Annotated in this window: 19 protein-coding genes; 11 read left to right on the top strand and 8 right to left on the bottom strand. The window is 43.6% G+C overall.

All coding sequences use genetic code 11. The annotated features are described in order from the left end of the window. Nucleotides 1–363 precede the first annotated feature (363 nt). The 5 genes from artP to QWZ07_RS13740 all read left to right on the top strand — a co-directional run bounded on the left by artP (nucleotide 364) and on the right by QWZ07_RS13740 (nucleotide 4374). Nucleotides 364–1092: an arginine ABC transporter ATP-binding protein ArtP gene (gene artP / locus QWZ07_RS13720; protein WP_065103468.1), complete on the top strand. Its 729-nt coding sequence runs from the start codon at nucleotides 364–366 to the stop codon at nucleotides 1090–1092. A gap of 104 nt (nucleotides 1093–1196) precedes the next feature. Continuing rightward, on the top strand, nucleotides 1197–1928 hold the full coding sequence (locus QWZ07_RS13725; protein WP_192853605.1) for an arginine ABC transporter substrate-binding protein: 732 nt from the start codon (nucleotides 1197–1199) through the stop codon (nucleotides 1926–1928). A 1-nt stretch (nucleotide 1929) separates the two neighbouring features. Continuing rightward, a complete protein-coding gene (gene artQ, locus QWZ07_RS13730; RefSeq protein WP_192853606.1) occupies nucleotides 1930–2616 on the top strand; it encodes an arginine ABC transporter permease ArtQ in 687 nt (228 codons plus the stop codon). Next, complete coding sequence (artM, locus tag QWZ07_RS13735) at nucleotides 2613–3281, top strand: arginine ABC transporter permease ArtM (RefSeq protein WP_102280798.1); 669 nt, start codon at nucleotides 2613–2615, stop codon at nucleotides 3279–3281. The genes artQ and artM overlap by 4 nt, the downstream gene beginning before the upstream one ends. A gap of 313 nt (nucleotides 3282–3594) precedes the next feature. Further along, entirely contained in the window at nucleotides 3595–4374 is a 780-nt protein-coding gene (locus tag QWZ07_RS13740) for a tRNA(His) guanylyltransferase Thg1 family protein (protein WP_192853607.1), read from the top strand. Between the two features lie 99 nt (nucleotides 4375–4473). Here the strand turns inward: QWZ07_RS13740 and QWZ07_RS13745 are convergent, their stop codons facing one another. Further along, nucleotides 4474–5673: an IS4 family transposase gene (locus QWZ07_RS13745; protein WP_132982278.1), complete on the bottom strand. Its 1200-nt coding sequence runs from the start codon at nucleotides 5671–5673 to the stop codon at nucleotides 4474–4476. A gap of 138 nt (nucleotides 5674–5811) precedes the next feature. Here QWZ07_RS13745 and QWZ07_RS13750 point away from each other — a divergent pair, with 138 nt between their 5' ends. The 6 genes from QWZ07_RS13750 to QWZ07_RS13775 all read left to right on the top strand — a co-directional run bounded on the left by QWZ07_RS13750 (nucleotide 5812) and on the right by QWZ07_RS13775 (nucleotide 8936). Further along, nucleotides 5812–6573: a hypothetical protein gene (locus QWZ07_RS13750; protein WP_192853742.1), complete on the top strand. Its 762-nt coding sequence runs from the start codon at nucleotides 5812–5814 to the stop codon at nucleotides 6571–6573. Nucleotides 6574–6729: 156 nt separating this feature from the next. Beyond that, on the top strand, nucleotides 6730–7083 hold the full coding sequence (locus tag QWZ07_RS13755) for a DUF6404 family protein (RefSeq protein WP_192853741.1): 354 nt from the start codon (nucleotides 6730–6732) through the stop codon (nucleotides 7081–7083). Between the two features lie 151 nt (nucleotides 7084–7234). Beyond that, on the top strand, nucleotides 7235–7852 hold the full coding sequence (locus tag QWZ07_RS13760; protein WP_192853740.1) for an RraA family protein: 618 nt from the start codon (nucleotides 7235–7237) through the stop codon (nucleotides 7850–7852). A 99-nt stretch (nucleotides 7853–7951) separates the two neighbouring features. After that, nucleotides 7952–8509, top strand: coding sequence for a nucleotidyltransferase family protein (locus QWZ07_RS13765; RefSeq protein ID WP_192853739.1), 558 nt, complete (start codon nucleotides 7952–7954; stop codon nucleotides 8507–8509). A gap of 32 nt (nucleotides 8510–8541) precedes the next feature. Continuing rightward, nucleotides 8542–8676, top strand: a complete 135-nt coding sequence (locus tag QWZ07_RS13770; RefSeq protein ID WP_261890900.1) for a hypothetical protein — start codon at nucleotides 8542–8544, stop codon at nucleotides 8674–8676. A gap of 44 nt (nucleotides 8677–8720) precedes the next feature. Next, nucleotides 8721–8936 carry a DUF6434 domain-containing protein gene (locus QWZ07_RS13775; protein ID WP_065103458.1) on the top strand — a complete coding sequence of 72 codons (216 nt, stop codon included), beginning with the start codon at nucleotides 8721–8723 and terminating at the stop codon, nucleotides 8934–8936. A gap of 88 nt (nucleotides 8937–9024) precedes the next feature. Here QWZ07_RS13775 and QWZ07_RS13780 read toward each other — a convergent pair whose 3' ends face one another. The 7 genes from QWZ07_RS13780 to QWZ07_RS13810 all read right to left on the bottom strand — a co-directional run bounded on the left by QWZ07_RS13780 (nucleotide 9025) and on the right by QWZ07_RS13810 (nucleotide 18914). Next, complete coding sequence (locus tag QWZ07_RS13780; protein ID WP_192853738.1) at nucleotides 9025–10527, bottom strand: efflux transporter outer membrane subunit; 1503 nt, start codon at nucleotides 10525–10527, stop codon at nucleotides 9025–9027. Nucleotides 10528–10539: 12 nt separating this feature from the next. Further along, entirely contained in the window at nucleotides 10540–13656 is a 3117-nt protein-coding gene (locus QWZ07_RS13785) for an efflux RND transporter permease subunit (protein ID WP_192853737.1), read from the bottom strand. A 9-nt stretch (nucleotides 13657–13665) separates the two neighbouring features. Beyond that, entirely contained in the window at nucleotides 13666–14793 is a 1128-nt protein-coding gene (locus QWZ07_RS13790; protein WP_192853736.1) for an efflux RND transporter periplasmic adaptor subunit, read from the bottom strand. A gap of 99 nt (nucleotides 14794–14892) precedes the next feature. Next, a complete protein-coding gene (locus QWZ07_RS13795; protein ID WP_017110861.1) occupies nucleotides 14893–15771 on the bottom strand; it encodes a LysR family transcriptional regulator in 879 nt (292 codons plus the stop codon). 189 nt (nucleotides 15772–15960) lie between these two features. After that, complete coding sequence (locus QWZ07_RS13800) at nucleotides 15961–16620, bottom strand: sugar transferase (RefSeq protein ID WP_017110860.1); 660 nt, start codon at nucleotides 16618–16620, stop codon at nucleotides 15961–15963. A gap of 9 nt (nucleotides 16621–16629) precedes the next feature. Further along, entirely contained in the window at nucleotides 16630–17817 is a 1188-nt protein-coding gene (locus QWZ07_RS13805; RefSeq protein WP_102518834.1) for a glycosyltransferase family 2 protein, read from the bottom strand. Continuing rightward, entirely contained in the window at nucleotides 17814–18914 is a 1101-nt protein-coding gene (locus QWZ07_RS13810; protein ID WP_192853735.1) for a glycosyltransferase, read from the bottom strand. The genes QWZ07_RS13805 and QWZ07_RS13810 overlap by 4 nt, the downstream gene beginning before the upstream one ends. Nucleotides 18915–18968: the final 54 nt, after the last annotated feature.

Here is an 18968-nt window from a genome sequence, read left to right on the forward strand (position 1 = left end):
AGTGAATCAACAGGAACTGTTTAAAGGGAAAATTAAGCATTTGGTGTGCGCCAAGATGGTTTCAAAACTGTCTTTATAACCCTCATTTTTATGCAAGTAATTCTAAATCAATAGGGAAGTGTGTTCATAGATTTACAACCCAACAACGATTTATAAATTAATAGCAAAACGTTTGCCTTTTATCTCTAAATCAACCTTATCAATAACTTGTGATTTATAGATGTAAGACCAGTCATTGAGACTGTTTTTTATGCAATATCTGTTACAAAAATTCAACAAATTAGTTTTTTATACATTTATCTTGCATAAAAATTTAGTTTGAATAGAATAACCAACAAATGACAATTAATGCAGTAATCCGGCATGAGTATTCAAGTAAAGAGCATCAACAAATCATATGGCGATATCCAAGTTCTTCACGACATCAGTTTTAACTGTGAGAGTGGCGAAACCTTGGTACTGCTTGGCCCAAGCGGCGCTGGTAAGAGTTCACTACTGCGTGTTTTGAACCTGCTAGAAATTGCGGACAACGGCGAATTAGACATTGCTAACGAGCAATTCGACTTTGCTAGTCAGATCCAAGAGAAGCAGGGGCTTAAACTTCGTCGTAAAGTCGGCATGGTTTTCCAACAATACAACTTGTGGCCGCACATGACGGTAATGGAAAACTTGATTGAAGCGCCAACCAAAGTTGCAGGCTTAGATAAGCAAGAAGCCATCAAACAAGCAAAGGCGGTATTAACCACCTTACAGCTTGCAGACAAAGCAGACGCTTGGCCATTACAACTGTCTGGCGGTCAGCAACAACGTGTTGCGATTGCACGTGCTCTTATGATGAAGCCAGATGTATTGCTGTTTGATGAGCCAACGGCAGCACTCGACCCAGAGATCACCAACCAAGTTGTTAGCATCATTAAAGAGCTAAGCGGCACAGGCATCACTCAGGTTGTTGTGACTCACGAAGTTGATTTCGCCAAGAAGATTGCAAGCCATGTTCTTTATCTTGAGAAAGGTTACATCGTTGAACACGGCACCAACGACGCATTTATTAATCCGCAGACTCCAGAGTTTGCCGAGTACTTAACTCACTAAACCTGAGTTGACTCACTAGATTTAGCTAAACACAACATCGATTAAAACAATCAAATTATAAGAATGGCCACAGGCCACTATCACAATGTATTCGGAGTAACAAAATGAAAAAGATTCTACTAGCTTCACTTATCGGCCTTGCTTCTTTCAATGCAGCGGCTCAAGAAGAAATCAAATTCGCAATGGAAGCAACTTACGCACCGTTCGAATACATGGACGAGAACAACCAAATCCAAGGTTTTGACGTAGACCTAGCAAACGCACTTTGTGAAGAGATGAAAGCGACATGTACTTTCCACAATCAAGCATTCGATAGCCTGATCCCAGCTCTTAAATTCAAACGTTACGATGCGGCTATCTCGGCAATGGACATCACTGAAGCACGTCTTCAACAAGTGAACTTCTCTGATGCTTACTACGACAACTCTGCAGCATTTATCTCTATTGAAGGTAAAGTAGCAGACCAAGCAGATCTTGAAGGCAAGCGTATCGGTGTTCAAAACGGTTCTACTCACCAAAGCTTCCTACTTGAGCAAATGACTGGCGTAACCGCTGTTCCTTACTCAAGCTACCAAGATGCATTCATCGACATGAAAAACGGTCGTATTGATTCTGTATTTGGTGACACAGCGGTAGTAGCGGAATGGTTTAAGAAGCAAGACAACCTAACTTACGTTGGCGAGCAAGTAACGAACCAAGAATACTTCGGTAACGGTTTCGGCATCGCAGTAAACAAGAGCAACCCAGAGCTAGTTGCACAGCTAAACACAGCACTTGCAGCGGTTAAAGCGAACGGCGAATACGACAAGATCTTCAACAAGTACTTCGGTAAGTAATATGCAGTTAACGGGTTACTCTTTAGGGCTCGTCGAAGCAAGCTGGATGACAGTTCAGCTTGCGTTCGTAAGTCTATTGGTTGGATTAGTTTTAGCTGTATTGTTTGCTGGCGGTGAAATGTCTCGTCGTATTGCAATCAAATGGCCGACAACCGCGTTCGTGACTATCGTTCGTGGGCTACCAGAAATCTTGGTGGTTTTGTTTATCTACTTTGGTTCAACACAAGTGCTCTTCATGATCACTGGTGACTTTATTGAAGTTAGCCCGTTCTTATCTGGTGTTGTTGCGTTGTCACTTATCTTCGCTTCTTATGCTTCACAAACCATTCGTGGTGCATTGAAAGCAGTAAGTAAAGGGCAGAGAGAAGCGGCGAGTGCATTGGGCATCCCTCAATCTCGCGCTTTCTTCAGAGTTGTATTGCCACAAGCAGTAAGACACGCACTACCAGGTTTAACGAACCAATGGTTGGTTCTCTTGAAAGACACTGCACTGGTTTCACTGATTGGCGTAACCGATCTATTGAAGCAAGCGCAATTAACATCAGCAGCAACGCACGAAGCATTCACTTGGTACGCAACAGCAGCGACTATCTACTTAATCATCACTTTAATCACGCAAAGATTGGTAAAAGTGATTGATGGTAAGTTCTCTATTCAAGGTTTGGGTAATAAAGGGGCAATGGCATGAATCAACAATACCTCTCTCAAATGCTTGAAGGTTTAGTGACCAGCCTTCAACTGACAGGCGCTTCACTGCTTGTTGGTTGTATCTTGTCACTGTTGATGACAGTAACGCTGATTCTAAGATTACCAGTAATACATTGGTTCACTCGTGGCCTTATTACGCTGTTCACGGGCACACCATTATTGGTACAGATCTTCTTGGTGTATTACGGCCCAGGTCAATTCGATTGGATTCGTGAAAGCTTCCTATGGACATGGTTAAGCCAACCTTGGTTCTGCGCGATGTTAGCATTAGCTTTGAACACCGCTGCATACAGCACGCTACTGTTCAGAGGCGCATTCAACGCCATTCCAGCAGGGCAGTGGGAAGCATGTCGCGCACTAGGCATGGACAAAATCGCAACGCTTAAAGTGTTGTTGCCATACGCACTACGCCGCGCTGTTCCAGCTTATTCGAACGAAGTGATTCTAGTATTCAAAGGCACGTCACTGGCAAGCACCATCACCATCATGGATTTAATGGGCTACGCTCAGCGTATTAACGGCCAAACCTACGACACACTTACTGTGTTCGGCATTGCTGGCGCATTCTACCTAGCAGTAAACGGCATTTTAACACTGATCTTCCGTCAGGTTGAGAAGAAGGCCCTCGCATTCGAAGCCGCGTAATCTAGCTACTCACAAGCTTAACTAACGTATAAAGCCTGCCATTTATGTTCGCATAGATGGCAGGCTTTTTTGTGTTTAGGGTCTGTGTAGGTGCGCTGTGCTTATATACAGTTCGACGAGGCTTTTGCGAAAATTATACTGTGTGGAAATATTCTGCACTTTATCATTCAATGAGTCTATCTATGTTTTAAGTCACTGAATTGCTGTGATTAATCGTGGTACATTTTCGTGAATATGAAACTAGATAGATTGATTCTGTATTTAAATGCAAAATTATTCTATTTAATAGCTGTTATACGAATAGGGATAGTTCATGAAACTAGTTGAAAAATATACGGGTATGGATGAACGCTTTAAGGAAGTGGAGAAGCAGACTGAAACGCTTTCAACCTACCCAGATGATGGATACCTGATAATACGTTTAGATGGTATTGGTCTAAGTAAAAAATACCTTAAAAACAGCATCAGGAATAAACGTTTTGAGGGGCTAATGTGGGAGGCTATGGACGAAACATTTGAAGCTCTACATCGTAAGTGCCCCCATGATGCTCAAAACATTATTTTGGGTGCCATTATTTGTTCTGATGAAGTATCAATAGTTTTGAACAAAGTTCCAAACTATTATGAAAATCGAATCATGAAAGTGCTGACCACCTTCGTGTCGACATTTACTCATTTCTTTACACTTCGCGGCGTGGCACGAGCATCGAAAAAAGGAAAGCAATATATTGCAGGTTCATTCGATGGACGAGCACTTTTCTTAACTGACCTAAGTGAAGTGTCGGACTACATTACACATAGGTACGCAGTCGGGATACGAAACACATTAACGAAGCTGGTTCGTTTAAGTGGAACAGCAGAAGATGCTGAGATCTATAGTGAGAGAAACTTAAATAATCTTAACTATATTTCTGATAAATTGGCTAGCTTTGATTCTTCAAATGATGTCAATGAGGCTTTCCTTGCACCAATAGTTTTTGTTTCAAATGAGAGAGAATTACTCAATAAGAAATTTGAGTCCATTGAGCAACTGGAGCAATGGGTTGATTCAGGCTTTAAATCTCAACAGGTTTGGTTGGAACAATTCGTATAACAAATTGCTTAAGTCTGATTCGTAAACGCGCGCCGAACTCGCTTCGCTCAGACATGGCACACGTTCACTCACAGCTTAGCAAGGCGCTGACGGATCCCCTCATAATTTCCCTAGTCCTGCGTTGTGTGTGAGCCTTTGATATTCGAACATTCCCCATTGATATTGGGATTCATTAATTTGATATCGCCGATGATTTCGTACCTCTCTCCCTAGACGAGGTATGGATAGAACTCGGCGGTGTTTAATGCTGTTGGCTTGGAAGTCAAAATGCCATTTGGCTTGTACTGCAATTAGGCCATTCCACCACATCAAGATTTCAGCGAGCAACGCAATAAGAAGCAGGATATCTAATCGCTTAGTACAGCGAGTTCTGTTGTGACGAAGTGCGATCCCATAGGCGGTACTCTTTAGATCGCGGAAGGCTTCTTCTATCTGCATACGCTTGGCGTACAGATTGGTAATTTGTACTTCATTTAAGATATGTCGAGGGACATTAGTCGCGAGTAGCCACGGCTCCTTTGCACTGCGTTGATAGAGATGTGTAGCGGAGTGTTTTTGGCTGGTTCTACTATGGCGCTGGGCTTTTCGGCCTTTTTCTAATCCCTTATAAACATAGGCTTCACAAGATATCGGTGATCTCTTTGCTAATAAGCAGTTGCCAAGATATTTGGGTTTATGGACAGCGTTTGGATAAAAGGTTTTATTTGAGACCCAAGGTTTTTGAGGTTGTTTGATTGATACTTCACCTCGGACACGACCTAACCAAAACCAACCTTTCTCCTGAACTTGGCGGAACCAAGTATTTCTAAAACCCGCATCAGAAACGATGATCGGACTGATTTTATTCGGCAAAATACTCTGCAATTTATCGAGGAATGTTTGGTGACTTTTCGGTGAATTGTATTGGCCATACTCAAAAACTTGTTCAAAGATTGTGACGGCTCGACCATCAAGTGCAACGGATGCTCTTAACGTCATATAACGAAGTTGTTCACGAACATCAGACCAATCCACAAGGATCACAGGGCATGGGTTAGCGCCCGTTATTAAGTAGGCATGCCATTTATAAATAAGGTCTTTTTCACGATGTAGTTGGCGATTTCCAAGCAGTCTATCAACGCGTTTGATCGCATGTTTTACCGTGGTATTAGTTTCTAGTTTGCGACCTAGTTTAGTCAGCGTTAAGTCTGAGCCGTCAAGTACACTTTTTGTAGCAAGTATCAGAGAACTAACGCGTTTTTTGTGAATGGAGGGGCATTGGTTTTGTATGGTTTGTTGTAGAATCTGAATGTCGCGCATTATTAACCCACTTGTTCGAAATGTGTGTTCAGCGATATTCATTAGATCAAAGACGGCGATGCACGTCTACCTCATTGTTTTTAAGCCTGATTATGAGGGGATTCGCAAGAGCAAGGCGTTATATTCAAATGAGGTAGTATGAACATTTACGTTAACGAAAGTGTGTTCGATTGGGACGTAAAAAAGTGCACAATTGAACCTCAAGGGAGTGAGTGGGAAAAGAGCTACATATACGTAAATCACGCTCAGTCTTTGTTAGCTATTGCCGATAATGGTAACTTTTATATTGATATTATATCCAATTTAAAACGCTCAATAGATCATCGTCTAAAGTTGCTATCTAAGTATTACGACATTAAACACATATCGAAGCTATTTGGTGTCAAAGGTTCATTTGATACATTGTCAAAGTTGTCACTTGTCCGCAGGTTGATGGTGAACAAACTTATTGAATTAAGGAACAATATAGAGCATCAGTTCAGTGAGGCACCGTCACATGACCGATGTGAAGAATATATCGAGTTCACTTGGTATTTCTTACGTTCTACGGATAGTTGGGCTAAAGAGGTACACAGTGATATCTATTTTGAACACCCTAATATTTCTCACTACTTCATTGAACTTGATTTGAATATCGAGAATGGATGGAATATTGAGTTTTCGGCTTGGCTTCCGAAAGAAATGTATTCAGAGGGTGAAAGAAATAAGTTCTATGAACTCGAAGTTAAAAAATTAGAGTTCGGGCATCAATTTAGCAGTAAATTGGAAAGTGACCCGGATCTAAATTCTGACGGGCACTGGATTGCCTTAAAACAGGATGACTTGCACATTAATAGTGTACTAGTCCAATCTCATGAACTTAAAAGACGCATAATCAAAGAGTATTTTGCGAAAATATGAATATAACAAAAAATTTATCAGATTCGTAACGCTCGGCGTTTTCGGTTTGAATCAGATTTAGTGTTTACGACACAATAGTTAGGTTTAGTGGTAGCGTTGCTCACTACTTAATTGGGTGTTAGGTTTTTCCGCAGTCAAATGGAATTGAGGGGTATTATGGATTATCAAACGAAGCTCCAATTTGCACATAAAGAGCTCAATGATAAAGGTGTTTGGAAGTCGAATTACAATCCACCAATCGCAAAGTTACTATGTAAAATGGGACTTAACTTCCCGCCGCCTTATTATCAGATCTTCATGAACAACTGGATTATTTCAGCCATCATGTTCGCTCCTGTTTGGGGTGTTTTAAATTGGTTTATGGTTTGGAGTAAAGCAGATAAGCCAGTTCTCGAAGCTGTCTATATGTCTTTGAACGGGGGTGTTTTGTTTGGGTTAATCATGGCGACATTTTATTTTGTTAGACGAAAGCAGTTAAACCTGTCGGAGTGGAGTTCTTTGGGAGAATAGCCCCAAAACCTATCAAAGTATTTAAAAATGATTCGCAACACATGGTATTTTTACTATACGGTTTTTTGTGATTAGGCTTATGCCGAAGCATCGTCTTGAGTGCCTCACACCTTAGTCCGCGTCAAGCTTAGTGTAAACATGGAGTATAAATATGAAGCAAGATTTTTCTGAATTAGCGACCACCGATTACGGAAACATATTAAGTAACGACCACTTTATTGATTTCAACATTGGTCCTCTTTGGCAGGGTATGCCGAGAATTTTTGGTGAAGCATTTACGGTTCAGTTAACTTCGGGCGATAACCTAATGCTTCACGCTGCAATATACGAAGCACCCGAGGGGTCTATCATTGTTGTCGATGGCGTTGATAGTAAATATGCGGTAGCTGGCGGTAATGTGTGCGCAGTCGCTAAGAGTCGAGGAATAAAAGGCTTTATCATTGACGGCGCAATTCGGGACTTGAGTGAAATTTCAGACATGAAATTTCCAGTATTTGCGAAAGGCGTCCACCCTATACCGGGAAAAAAGAAAGTCTATTCTGAATTGGGTGTTTCAATCACTTGTGGGGGAGCAAGCGTCTCTACGGGGGATGTCATTGTTGCTGATGTAGAGGGTATTGTCGTTATTCCTAAATCAAGAAAAGATGAAGTGTTTGTCATGGCTTCAAAGAAAGCACGTGAAGAAGCTTCATTAACACTAGCTGAGTGGGAAATGAATCATAGGGCTAAAATAGCTCAAGCCATAATCTCTGCGAAACAAAAAGCTTAACTAATGTTTCGAGTTGATTCGCTGTCGGCGTCATTTCTAATTAGAGCTTGCTGTGCAGGGTTCGTTGCTCACGACTTAACGCAGCATCATTAGGTTAAGATGAACAAACAAAAACTTGAATCCCTAATTCAGCAAGTTCCTGAGTTAATCGAAACCGCTAAAGTGTGTCGTGAAGTAGGCTTGCCAAACTCCTACATCGCAGGCGGTGCTATTACTCAAGTTATCTGGAATAGCATCGAACGAAAACCGCTTCTCGATAAGGTTAAAGATTTTGATATCGTTTATTTCGACAACTTTAATCTTGCCACCGAAGACGAATTCAAAAGTCGTATTAGTTCACGATTGAGCCATTGCGTAGACGTGGATGTGAAAAACCAAGCAACCATACATGAGCGCTATGCTAAGAAGTTCGGTTGTTCGATTCAGCCATACGAGAGTGTTGAGCAAGGTATTGAATCTTGGCTTTCTGCGTTTGCCATTGGGTTTACTCTCGATAATTCAGAAAACATCAAACTGTTCGCGCCTTATGGGTTAGATGACGCATTCAACATGTTGATCAAGCCAAATAAACAAGCAATGACCGAAGCGAACTACAACAAAATGACGGCTGGTTATAAGGCTAGGTGGCAGCAAGTACAAGTGCTATCTTGGAGTTGACCTACTAATAAACTGTTCATGGAGGAATTATAATGGGAACTATAATTGGTTTAGTCGTTCTTGCTGCAATAGATTGGTATCTGGTTCGTAAAACAGGGTTCCATATTCATCAATGGATTTCTAGGAAGTACGCAGAGCATCTACAAGGCAAGGAAAACAGTAAATAGTGTTGACGTGGTTCGATTGTGCGTTTTAAGGAAGATGAGAGATCATGGAAAAGGTTGATTGGCACAAAAATCACATTGATGAGAATACGTTGATCACGGATAGCTACAAAACGACTCAGAATGTTCGTCGATATTTCAAATCCCAATTTGGTGAGCAGTTCAAGTTCGACCGCGATTTCATGCTTTGGATGAAGAGAGCAACAGGATTGACGATGGGTGATGCCGCGCAAGAGTGGGCGAAGCGTCATCAAGTTAAGTAATAGCGTTTTATATGATTACAAAAATACCGCTGAACGATTCAGCGGTATTTTTTTGAGCTTATCACTTGATAAGTAACGTGTAGGTTTTCTAGTTCAAAGAGGCTACTTCAACGCTTTGTGTCTCGTTTGCGACTTTCCAATCACCGCCTAGCGCTTTGTATACCGCAATGGTGGTATTGGCGGTTTGTAGTTTGGCGGCGACTTGGCGGTCTTGCATCATCTTCTGTTGTCGTTGTGCATCGAGCACCGATAAGTAATCCACTAGGCCAGCTTTGTACAAGGATTTGGCTTTGCTGACTGCGTTATCGACCGCGTCTGTTGCTTCATCAATGCGCTTTTGGTTCTCTTGGCTACGACCGTAAGCAAACAAGCTTGAATCGACTTCTGCGAATGCGCTGTCTACCGAATGTTGGTAGTTGAGTGCTGCCGAGCGAAATCTTGCTTCGTTCATCTCAACCATGGCTTCACCTCGGCCACCATCAAACACGTTCCAACTGATACCCGCAGACGCTGCCCAACCAAATGAGTCACTGCTGAACAAGTCATCAAAGCTTCCTGCCGTAACACCTGGTGTGCCCGTTAGGAAGAACTTTGGATAACGATTGGCGATGCTTGCGCCAAGTTCTTCGTTAATGGCCGCCATTTCACGTTCTGCGATTCGGATGTCTGGGCGTTGCTCCAACAAGTCAGAAGGTAAGCCCGTTGGGATAACATCGTTCATGCGTGGCAAGGTAAATTCACCCGCTAAACGTTGGTTGATGTTCGCTAGCGATTCTCCCAACAACACGGCCATACGCTGCTTGTGAACTTGTTCTGCAATTTCTAGCTGTGGAACAATTGACTCTGTGGCTGCGAGCATTGCTTTGGCTTGAGCGAGATCTAACTCTGAACCATAACCGCTGCGAACGACTTTGGTCACCAATTCAAGTGTGCGTTGTTGGTCTTGAATGTTTTCCATTGCTATCGCTTTGCGTTCTTGCGCGCCTCGATATTGCAGGTAGTTGTGAATCACGTCTGCGGTGATTAGCGTGTTCAAGCCTGATTGGAATATCTCGGCTTGTTCAACTCGAATCGTTGCCGCATTAGATTGCCTGTTGATACGCCCAAACAAATCCATTTCCCATGCAATGCTTGCGCCTAAGAAACCGCCATCGTGTTGAGCATCAAGCAATGACATACCAGTTGCTGATTGAACGGCATCAGACGCGCCAAATACAGGGCCGAGTAGGGAGTCGTTTTCACTCAATTGATAGTTGTAGTAACCACCGCCGACATTGACGGTCGGTACTTTGAAAGATTCAACGACACTCTTGTATGAGTTGGCCATGTTGATTCGTTCGGCTGCGAGTTTGAGTGGGATGTTCTGGCTTTGAACATCGGCCACCAACTGGTTAAGCGTTGGATCATTGAACTGCGTCCACCAATGATTGTGTTGTTGGTTTGCCTTGCTTTGGCTTTGACTTTCTTCGCTGTACAAGAAGGTTTCTGCCATAGTGGTTTGCGGCTCTTCGTAATCAGGGCCAACCGCACAGCCTGTCAGTAACAAGGCTAGGGCAATAGGAGCCACTTTAAATCTAGGTAATAGATACATGTTTATTGCTCCTTATTGAGTGATGTTTGATTGTTGAGTCTGTGCGCTGCCATTCGGCGTTGCATCAAGGACGACAATCGCGTCTTGGATTGCTTCGTTTACCGTGATGCCATTCTCTTCTGAACGATAGAAGAGTTTGTACAACGCAGGCATCACGAAGAGAGACAACACGGTAGCTGCTGCCAAGCCACCTATGATAGTTGCGGCCATTTGGTCGAACAGAAGATCAGTAAGTAGTGGGATCATGCCGAGTGCGGTGGTTAGTGCACCCATTGAGATCGCCATAGTGCGGTTTACCGTCGCTTCCTTGATTGCGTCCGACAGTGAGCGACCACCTTTACGTTCAAGCTCAATTTGGTCCATTAATACAATGCCGTTTTTGATGATCATACCCGTGAGAGTTACCGCACCAATCAACGCCATAAAGCCGAAAGGTTTATCCAGTAACAACAAGCTGAATGTGGCACCTGTTGCTGCCAGCGGCAAGGTAGTAAATATGATGACGGGTTGTTTGAAACCGTTAAACATCGCCACCAAGATGATCACCATTAACAAGATCGCTTTTGGCAGTTGCTTAAGAATATCGCTGACGGCTTTGTGTTCATCATAGTATTCGCCACCCCATTCAAGGCTGTAACCTGGCGGAAGTGCGATAGCTTCAATATCATCAATCACTGAGTTTCTTACCGCAGCTGGCGTGGTGTAACGACCAACACCGGCTTGTGCTGTGATGGTTTTCACGCGGTCACGACGCCAAATCATGGTCTCTTCACTGGTCAGTTCAAACCCATCGACAACTTGACCCAGTGGCACGCTGTGTAAGCCAAGTAACGATCGAACGGGTAACGTTTCTAGCGATTCGATTGAGTTTTCAGTACCACGTAATTGAATGGTGACCAATTCATCGTTTAGGTTCATACGACCTAAAGGCATGCCTTCAGACGCACGTTTCATCGCAAAGGCAATGTCGGCACGGTTAATACCTGCAAGGCGAACCTTATCTTGATTGATGACCGGCTCTAGCACTTTGCTCTTTTGACGCCAGTCATCACGCACGTACTTGGTATCTGGATGTGCTTGGAAAATGGCTTTCGCTTGGTTCGATAAGTCATGTAAAACGTCTACATCCGGGCCTGAGAAACGCACTTCGACGCTGAACTTGTCTGAGGTCGCCAGTTTCAAACTTCTAAAGCGCGGGTCGGCGTTTGGAAATTCTTGAGTTAACCATTTGTCACCACGAGCAATTAGTGGGCTCAATGATGGGAAATCAGTCGCGTTTATTAGGATCTGCCCATAAGCTGGGTCGAACGGTTCTGGCTCAATCGTTACAGAGAAGCGGGGCGCACCTGCACCGACATAAGTCGAGATACTTTCCACTTCAGGCTGTTCAAGTAACCATGCTTCGATGCGTTTCATGTCTTCCGACGTTTGTTCAACCTTGGCACCATTTGGTAGCCAGTAATCAAGGAACAAGATCGGTCTGTCTGCTTGAGGAATGAAATTAATTGCGACATTTGGGATAGCAAAAGCCGTCACTAAGATAAGTGGAATTAAGCCACTCAGCGCTTTTAATGGGTTATCGACTGTCCAGTTAACGCTCTTGCGGTATAAGCTGACTTTGGTGTCTGTTTTCTGTTTGGTTGGTTTAATGAACATCCAACACATCAGGGCAGTGAACGTCATTGCCACGAACCAAGACAACAGCAGTGAAGAAGCGATGATTAAGAATACCGAACTCGCAAATTCAGCGGCATCTGTCTGAGAGAAGATAACCGGGCTCGCCCCCATGATTGCGATAACGGTAGCGCCAAACAGTGGAGTTACTGTCTCTTTCACTGAATCGATAGCCGCAATAGTACGGTCGATACCTTTGTTGATCTTTACGATCATCATGTCGGTAATCACAATTGCATTATCAACCAACATGCCAAGTGCGAGTATAAATGTACCGAGAGACACACGGTGCAAATCAATTGCAGTAATGTTCATGTAGATCAGCGTTAGTAGAATTGTCAGCAATAAGCTTGAACCAACGATCGTTGCACTCTTTAAGCCCATGAAAATAGACAGCACGACAAACACAATCGCGACACTTTCAAGTAGGTTACTAACAAAGTTATCTATGGATTTTTGAACCTCTTCAGGTTGGTTCGCAACGGTTGCGACTTCAACACCCAGTGGCAGCGATGCTTGGAACTCGTTAACGATACGGTTGATGTCATCGCCCAGAGATACCACATTCACGCCAGAGACAGGACTCATTGCGAGTGTTACTGCTGGGACACCGTTGTAGCGGTTTTCCGTCATCATCGGTTCTTGATAACCCATGGTCACTTCAGCAATATCACCAAGTCGTAACAGGCCCGTTCCTAACTCGCTCACGCCACCTTTGATCATCAGATTTTTAATATCAGCGAGCGAAGTGAATTGGCTCGACTGTTGAACACGAATACGCTCGCCACCGGCAGAGAATTTACCCGCATCAAATGTGGTGTTCTGTGTGTTCAGTTGGCTCCAAACTTGAGCCATGGACAAACCATATTGAGCCAAGCGTTCGTCTGGAATATCGATATGAACCACGCGTGGCTGAACGCCGTGCAATTCGACTTTTTTAATGCCGTCTACGGTTTTAATGCGACGTTGTAACTCTTCTGCGTAGCTACGAAGTTCTGATGGAGAAGCTTCTTCGCCGTACACAGAGAAAAGCATACCGTACACTTCTGAAAACTCATCTTGTACGATGCTGATCTGCGCCGTGCTCGGTAGCAACATTTTCATGTCTGACACTTTACGACGAAGTAAGTCCCACTCTTGTGGTAGTTCTTTTGAGTTCAGCGATTCTTTTAAGTCAACAAACACCATCGACATGCCCGGACGAGAAAGCGAGCGTAGTCGGTTTAGGTTAGCCATTTCTTGGAGCTTGGTTTCAACTGTGTCTGTGACTTGTTGTTCTACTTCTTCGGCCGATGCGCCTGGGTAGAGTGTTACCACGACGGCCGTTTTAATGGTGAAGCTTGGGTCTTCAAGTTTACCGAGGTCGAAGTAAGAGTAGAGTCCGGCAATCACGCTCAATGCGGTGAAGAACAAGACGAAGGTTCGTTGTTTTATGGCAAAGTCAGCTAAGTTCATGGTACTCACCTACAAATCTTTAACTTGGATTGATGAAAAATGTTGGCCCTCTTGAACGTATTGCGCGCCGTTCACAACGACATAATCACCATCGTTGAGTTCTGATTCGACACACGCTGTGTTTTCAGCGAGTGACGCAACATGTACGGAAACCGATATTGCTTGCGAGTCCTTGATGGTGAACACTTGTTCGTTGCCTGATTGGTTAACGATGGAAGAGTAAGGTAGGCAAAAATTGTTGCTTTTTTCACCCAGTTGAGTGGTGAGGGTGACGGCTTTACCAGGCAGTAAACGGAGCGTGTCGCTCTTTGCTAAGTCATCTAAGCGATAAGTGACTGAATAAGTTTGTTTGATTGGGTGAGGGAGTGTTGAGATCTCAGTTGCTTGGCCTGTGATAGAGTTTTTTGCGTTATACCAACTGATGGTTGCTTGTTGATCGGCTTTGAATTGATGAATTAAGTTTTCAGGTACATCAATGGTGACTTCAAGCTTTTCTGGTTTGTGAATGGTGAAAACCGAGATTCCCGGAAGTACTTGTTCGTATTGATCGAAATTTGAAGATGCAACCACGCCATCGAATGGCGCAAGCAGGCGAGTGTAGCGAACCGAGTCTTTGGCTCGACGAATGTTTTGCTCAACCACTTTAACGGCGGCTTCGCTGCGTTCGTAACCGCTGATCGCACGGTCTAAATTGACATTGGCAATCGCGTTGTCAGCAATCGCTTGTCTTACTCGAGCTAATTCTGCTTTTGCTAATTTGTGAGCCGATTTTGCTTCTAACGCACGAGCTTGTAGCTCCTCTAGCGCAACTTGGTAATCGTGCGGGTCTAGCTGAGCTATCGCTTGGCCTTTCTTAACGCTGTCGCCAGTTTTTACTAACAATTCTTGAATGGTACCGGGAACGCGAAAAGCCACGCCTGCTGTTTCAACCGATTGGAGCTTACCCGTAAAGGTTTTGCTGGTTTGTTGAGATTTCGATTCAAGTTGGATGACTTGAATTGGGCGCGCTTCCGTTGTTTTGATCGAAGCTGCTGACGCTTCCAGAGAAACAGATGGCTCCGTGACAACAGACTGATTGCAACCGATAAGAGGCAAAAGAGTGGCGGCGAGTAGAGAGTAGCGATAGATAGACATCATGAATTGCTCCGAAATATTGATGGGGCAATTCTATCGAGATGACGCGCAGAGATAATCAGTGCTAACGGTATAACACTGTCACATTATTTGTGACAATTATTAGAGTTTTGGTAATTCTTGTAATAAGAAATCAATCAATAACTGGCTGGCATGACTCAATGCTTTTCGCTGTGGATACAGCAACCACGCTTCTTCTTTTTCCAAAGTCTCCGTCGGGAACAGGTTGACCAACGAGCCTTCTTTCAGCTCTTGTCGAACCATCAATTGGGGTAATAAGGCAATGCCTCGGTGACGGGTAGAGGCACCTTTCACAAAGCCAATACTGTCACTGACGATAGACGGTTCAACTTTCACAACTTGATTCGAGATTTCCCACTCTTTATCTATATCACCACTTGGCCAGCGGAAACACACAAACGGAAATTTAGACAATTCTTCAAGCTTTGTGGGTTTGCCTGACTTAGCGAGGTATTCAGGGCTAGCAACAAAAATACGCTGTAAATCCATTACCTTACGAGCGACGACATTCGAATCGCTTAGTCGTCCTCCATGCATAGCAAGGTCTAACCCTTGACGATACATGTCGATAAAGCCATTGCTGATGCTGCGAATATCAAGCTCAACCTCTGGGTAGAGATCTTGGAACTTAAATAGGGTGGCTTGAACAATATCGCCAGTTTCTGGAAGCAAACCTATCTTCACGCGACCATGCGGTACTTCCAATAAGTTAGACGCCATGTGATTGGCCTTTTCAAGCGCGCTCAGTGCTTTCAACAATTCGTTGTAATAGAGTTCCCCCGACTTAGTCACCGATAAACTGCGTGTTGTACGAAAGAAAAGCTGCATGTTGAGTGCTTTCTCTAGATCGTTAATACGTCTACTCACGTTCGCTCGAGGCACGTCCAGTGCGTTGGCGGCAGCGGTAAAGCTTCCGAGTTCAACAACAGTAGTGAATAGTTTGAGATCTTCGATTTTCATAGGAAATACGCTTTGAATACAGGCTGAATGTCTGTTCGGTATCGTATACCAAATAGTATATAAAATCGAAAAAACCAATGAGTAATCAGCTACTCATTGGTTTTAATAGGACTTGAATCAAAAAGAGAGGGACTAGTACAAACTGATACTGACAGCTGTTAACAGTTAGTTGTTAGTAAAGTCTACTTTTTAACGCCCTCGGCCATCGACCATCACAACAATCGTTTTCGTGATAATGCTCAAGTCAGCAGCAATCCAAGATTTTACAGAACATAGACTCAGTGCGTAACTATGGTCAAAACCGACTTTGCGGCGAACATCATCAATGCAAGTGTCATAGCCTTGATTGACCTGAGCAAGCCCCGTAATACCAGGCATCACGCCATAAGTGCGGTCTGCAAAGTATGGGATTTCATTCTCTAACTTGTTGTAGAAGGTTGGGCGTTCAGGGCGCGGACCAATCAACGACATTTCACCTTTAAGCACATTGAATAACTGGGGGAGTTCATCAAGTCGTGTCTTTCTCAAAAAGCGACCCACAGGTGTTATACGTGGGTCATTCTGTGTTGCCCAAACCGCACCAGAACGAGTTTCTGCATCTTGATACATGCTACGAAACTTCATGATTTCAAAAATCTCCATTTTTTCTGGTGTCGATTTTCCCACGCGAAGTTGGCGATAGAAGATAGGACCGCGAGAAGTCAGTGCAATGGCCAGTGCGATAAAAGGGAATACCGGAGATAAGATGACTAACGCGAGTAAAGAGCTAACAAAATCAAAAGTTCGTTTCGCGCGAGAAATCTTGCTTTGGTATAGGTTTTGGTTTGATAGTTGGTCAATATTCATCATAGTCAGTCCTTAACGATTAGCTCTAGTCCAAGGGGAGTTTTCAAGTCCTAATAGGTAACGTACGCCACCAATGAAGTTGGCATAATGACCAACGATTAAATAGGAAATTAAAGAAACAGGTTTGTTGATGAGTCTGCTAGGCAAGATGCAACCAAGTACACCAATGCTGTAAACAAACACTTGTGCCCAAAGAAGTACTTCAAACAATAGATATTCGTTGAGTAATATTGAGCATATTAAGCACACAATCATTAGATATGGGGTTAACAGTCGTAGCCCTTTTCCTGAAAAGAACGCAAAAGCGATGCCCTTAAATTTAGGGCTGAACAGGCCAAATAATCGTATGGCTTGTTGCATGTTGCCTGCAGAGATTCGCAGCCGTCTATTGAAGTCAGTCTTAAGATTTGACTCTTCCAGCTCCAGTGCAACCATCTGTGTTTCGTATTCTGCAATGTAGCCTTGTTTGACTATCTGCATTGGTAAAATGAAATCGTCGTTAATGGTATTAAGTGGTAGTGGAGTGAACAATGCCGTTCTGAACAGATAAAAAGCACCGTGCGAACCTAAACTTGAACCAAATGACGCTTCGCACTCTTTCACTGATGTTTGATACTGCCAATATGCATCTTCGCCTACATTACCTGTTGGACATAATTGATAGGTTGCGTTTACCACACCAACCGCGTCACTTTCAAAGTGAGCAGCAGCAATCAACAGTGCATCTAATGAAATCAGGGCAGACACGTCACTGAGCGCTGTAATATTGCTGGTAATATTAGTCACTTCTTCATTGAGTACCGCCACTTTACCTCTGTTTTGAACATGGTCGTGTATCTCAAAGTGAATGTCGCTACACATTGCTTCTTGGATGGTCATTTGGGCGATGTTTACTGTGTCGTCGGTACAGCCATCGCAAGCAATCACGACACGCAGTTTCGTTCTTGGGTAATCTAACGCCGCTAAGTTACGAATCTTATCGGCAATCCATTGTTCTTCGTTAAACGCAGGAACAAGGACGGTGACGGTTGGAAGTGTGCAATCCTGTTGTTCATCTTTGTAACAACGAGAGCTTTCGCTCACAGTACGCGCTGGATGATGTCTTGCATACCAACGCAGCAGTATTGGATACGCCGCGTGATGATAAACAATCAAGGCTCCAGAAAATAAACATAGGCTCGCAAGCAAAAGGTCAATCATGCGCATACTCCCTTTGAAATATCGTCGTAAGATTCAACCATCTTCACTATGTCAAAATTATCTAACACATAAGTACGAGGCGATAAGAATCGTTCGTGTTGGTTGTCTAGTAGCGCGCTAGCTAATCCCGTAATACTCCCTTTATTCACAAGCGTTCCACTGACTGGACATAAGGTTTCATCAACGGCACCTACATTCATCGCAACGGTAGGGACGTTACATGCCTGTGCCTCAAGAGTTGAAAGCGGTAACCCTTCATGACGTGAAGGTAAGCAGAAAGTATCCAGAGCGCCGTAAAAAGTAGTCATGTCTTCAACTAGACCAAGAAAGATAACGCGATCATTAAGGTTTAGTCTGTTGGTCAGTTGCGCTAATTTTTTTTGTTTGGAACCGCCACCTGCAAATACGACAACCATATTTTGGGGCAGTAGTGCGAGGGCTTTGATGAGTTGGTCTTGGCCTTTAACGTGTTCCAATCGGCCTGCACAACCAATCATGTGCTTGTCTTGTGGTAGATTTAACGCTGTTCTCGCATCTATCTTAGACATCGGCTTGAATTTGTTGCAATCAACGCCGTTCTTGATGGTAATGATGTTCTCGTATGAGAAAGCAGAACGGAGTTGTTTGTAAACACGAGTTGCGTCAGCGACCAATGTTGGTTGAGCGGCTTTAAGCGCTAATGCCTGTAAGCGTCGGCGCTTGTCATCTTGAAGGTGCCAAGCGTCATGCTCAGTATGAATTCGCGTTGGAACACCTGATACACGAGCAGCGTAACCCGCATAGAGTAGAGGGCCTATGTGATGAGTGTGAACAACATCAGGGCGAATGCCTCTAAACGCTTTGATGAGTTTTATGATGATGTTGAATTGAACACCGGGCTCTTTGTCTAAAAACACAATTTGATTGTGGTAAGGCTGAAGCTTCGGCCAGTTCTTGATGGATTCGTCTTTGGTACCTTCAATACTGACGATCAACACTTGATCAACTGGCTTAGCAAGGCGCAGAAGATCCAGAGTTAACGTCTCCAAACCGCCAGGAGCAAGGTGCTGAACAACATGTATTATCTTTTTGCCATTCTTTGTGTTTTGCTTTCCCATAATATTGCTCCCTTCAGTAACGCTCTAATGTTGCAACCTAGCTTTCTGTTTCGT

This window comes from Vibrio lentus (genome assembly GCF_030409755.1).
GTDB lineage: Bacteria > Pseudomonadota > Gammaproteobacteria > Enterobacterales > Vibrionaceae > Vibrio > Vibrio lentus.